Genomic DNA, 2,363 nt, shown 5'->3' with positions numbered 1-2,363 from the left:
AAAGGATAAGCTGGTCGTCAAAAAGCACGAGATGGACGCGGACGGCAAAATTTATCTCATTTTTATGAAGGATTACAGGCGGTTTTTGGTGCTTGACGAAGCGGTGCTAAACTCGGCCTACATACAGCTTTTCGTGCTCGAAAACTACGACAAAGAGCTGTTTGAGCCGGTCGTTTTAAACGGCGCGGTTAAAATTTATAGGCTGCTAAGATGAGGGCGGTAAATTTGATCAAGGCGCGGGTATCCGCTAAATTTGCGATAGAGGTTTTTTAAATGGCAAAATTTGGATTTTTATCTCACGCCGATATGAGCATTTACTTTTTCCGCGCGCCGATCATGCGCGAGCTAAAGCGGCTCGGACACGAGGTGTTTGCTATCGCGCCAAAGGGCGACTACACGGATAGGCTAAAAAGCGAGTTTAACTGCGTGACGTACGAGCTTGACCGCGCGAGCCTAAATCCTCTAACCGTGCTTGAAAACTCAAAAAAGCTCGCCGATATCTTGCACGGGTTAAATTTAGACCTGCTGCAAACCTCGGCGCACAAATCAAACGTGTTTGGCACCTTTGCGGCTAAAAAAGCGGACATAAAGCGCGTGATAAATTTGGTCGAGGGGCTTGGCAGCTTTTATATCGATAACGACTTAAAAACCCGTCTCGTGCGCGCCGCGATCGAGACGCTTTATAAAAAAGCGCTAAAGATGAGCGACGGCTGCGTGTTCGTAAACGAGGCCGATCCGGCGTATTTTTTGAGCCGCGGTTTGATAGCCGAGGAGAAAATTTTTAAGATAAAAAGCGTGGGCGTGGATACGCTCAAATTTGACGAAAATAGCGTGCCGGCCGCAAATTTGGGCGAGGATCTGCGCGGCAAAAAGATCGTGCTGATGATAGCGCGCGCGATGTGGCACAAGGGCGTGCGCGAGTTTTACGAGGCGGCCGAGCTTTTACGCGGGCGCGAGGACTGCGCGTTCGTCTTTGCGGGCGAAGGGTTTGAAGGAAACAAAAGTACGGCGGATGCGAAGTTTCTAACGGGCGGAGCCGTGCGGTATCTGGGCGCTAGAGACGACGTGCCGGAGCTTTTAAAGGCTAGCTATCTACTCGCGCTTCCAAGCTACAAAGAGGGCTTTCCGCGCACGGTTTTAGAGGCGATGAGTATGGGTAGGCCGGTCGTTGCTAGCGATGTAGCGGGCTGCAACGAGGCCGTGACGAACGGCTTTAACGGCCTGCTTTGCGAGGTAAAAAGCTCCGCCGATCTAGCCGCAAAGATAGAAATTTTACTAAACGACGAAAATTTGGCCGCACAGATGGGGCGAAACGGGCGGGAGCTCGCCCTGCGCGAGTTTGACGAGCGAGCGGTTGCTCGAAAATATATAGAAATTTATAGGAAATTTATCGATGTATAGGGCGTTTTTTAAGAGATTACTGGATATTTGCGGCGCGATTTTTCTCATAGTTTTGACGCTGCCGATTATGGCGGTCGTTGCGATTTTGATATATTTTAAGGTTAGCAAGGACGTCATTTTTACGCAGGCACGCCCGGGCTTGCACGCTAAAATTTTTAAAATTTACAAATTTAAAACGATGAGCGACGAGCGCGGCGCGGACGGCGAGCTACTGCCCGACGAGCTGCGCCTAAGCGGCATCGGCAAGACTATCCGAAGCCTCAGCCTTGATGAGCTACCGCAGCTTTTTAACGTGCTAAAGGGCGATATGAGCTTCATCGGGCCGCGTCCGCTTTTGGTCGAGTACCTGCCTCTTTACGACGCCGAGCAGGCGACCCGCCACGACGTGAGGCCCGGTATCACGGGGCTAGCGCAGGTAAACGGCCGCAACGCGATAAGCTGGGCGGAGAAGTTTAAATTTGACGCGAGATACGTCCGCGAGCTTAGCTTTGCTCTGGACGTTAAAATCGCGATTTTAACCGTGCAAAAGGTGCTAAAACGAAGCGGCGTGAGCAAAGAGGGCATGGCTACGACGGAGAAATTTAATGGCCGCAACTAAAATTTACGTTTACGGCTTTAGCGGACACGGAGCCGTCGTCGCGGATGTGGCAAGAGCCTGCGGATACGGCGAGGTCGTGTTTTTGGACGACGCTAAATTTGACGGCAAAAACGTGCTCAAATTTGACCCGAGCCTCGAAAAAGCGGACGTGATCGTGGCTATCGGGGATAATAAAATCAGACGCATCCTGCAAGAAAGAGTAAAAAACGCGGGCTTTGGCGTAGTAAATTTGATCCATCCAAGCGCGGTGGTAAGCGCTAGCGCGCAAATAGGCGAGGGCGCGGTCGTAATGCCAAATGCCGTCATAAACGCGCGCGCTGTAATAGGCGAGGGCGCGATAATAAACACTGGCGCGATCATCGAG

3 protein-coding genes and 1 pseudogene are annotated in these 2,363 nt (G+C 51.4%); all 4 read left to right on the top strand.

What is annotated here, in order from left to right:
• Positions 1 to 214, top strand: a 214-nt coding sequence (locus tag Q0338_RS00795) for a hypothetical protein (protein ID WP_298085100.1), incomplete at its 5' end; no start/stop codon positions are given.
• Positions 215 to 273: 59 nt separating this feature from the next.
• Positions 274 to 1,401, top strand: coding sequence for a N,N'-diacetylbacillosaminyl-diphospho-undecaprenol alpha-1,3-N-acetylgalactosaminyltransferase (gene pglA / locus Q0338_RS00790; protein WP_298085099.1), 1,128 nt, complete (start codon positions 274 to 276; stop codon positions 1,399 to 1,401).
• Positions 1,394 to 1,999 (top strand): undecaprenyl phosphate N,N'-diacetylbacillosamine 1-phosphate transferase, encoded by a 606-nt coding sequence (gene pglC / locus Q0338_RS00785; RefSeq protein ID WP_298085098.1) that lies wholly within the window; start codon positions 1,394 to 1,396, stop codon positions 1,997 to 1,999. The genes pglA and pglC overlap by 8 nt, the downstream gene beginning before the upstream one ends.
• Positions 1,986 to 2,363, top strand: a pseudogene (gene pglD, locus Q0338_RS00780) (UDP-N-acetylbacillosamine N-acetyltransferase); the annotation flags it as partial. The gene pglC and the pseudogene pglD, both read left to right, overlap by 14 nt.

Origin of the sequence: uncultured Campylobacter sp., from assembly GCF_938018145.1 — a bacterium.
Lineage (GTDB): Bacteria > Campylobacterota > Campylobacteria > Campylobacterales > Campylobacteraceae > Campylobacter_A.
This window is presented reverse-complemented; position numbering and strand designations above follow the sequence as displayed.

Bases quoted from the DNA above. Each gene is read 5' to 3' on its own strand.
- pglA (WP_298085099.1), top strand. From the start codon at position 274: ATGGCAAAATTTGGATTTTTATCTCACGCCGATATGAGCATTTACTTT.
- pglC (WP_298085098.1), top strand. From the start codon at position 1,394: ATGTATAGGGCGTTTTTTAAGAGATTACTGGATATTTGCGGCGCGATT.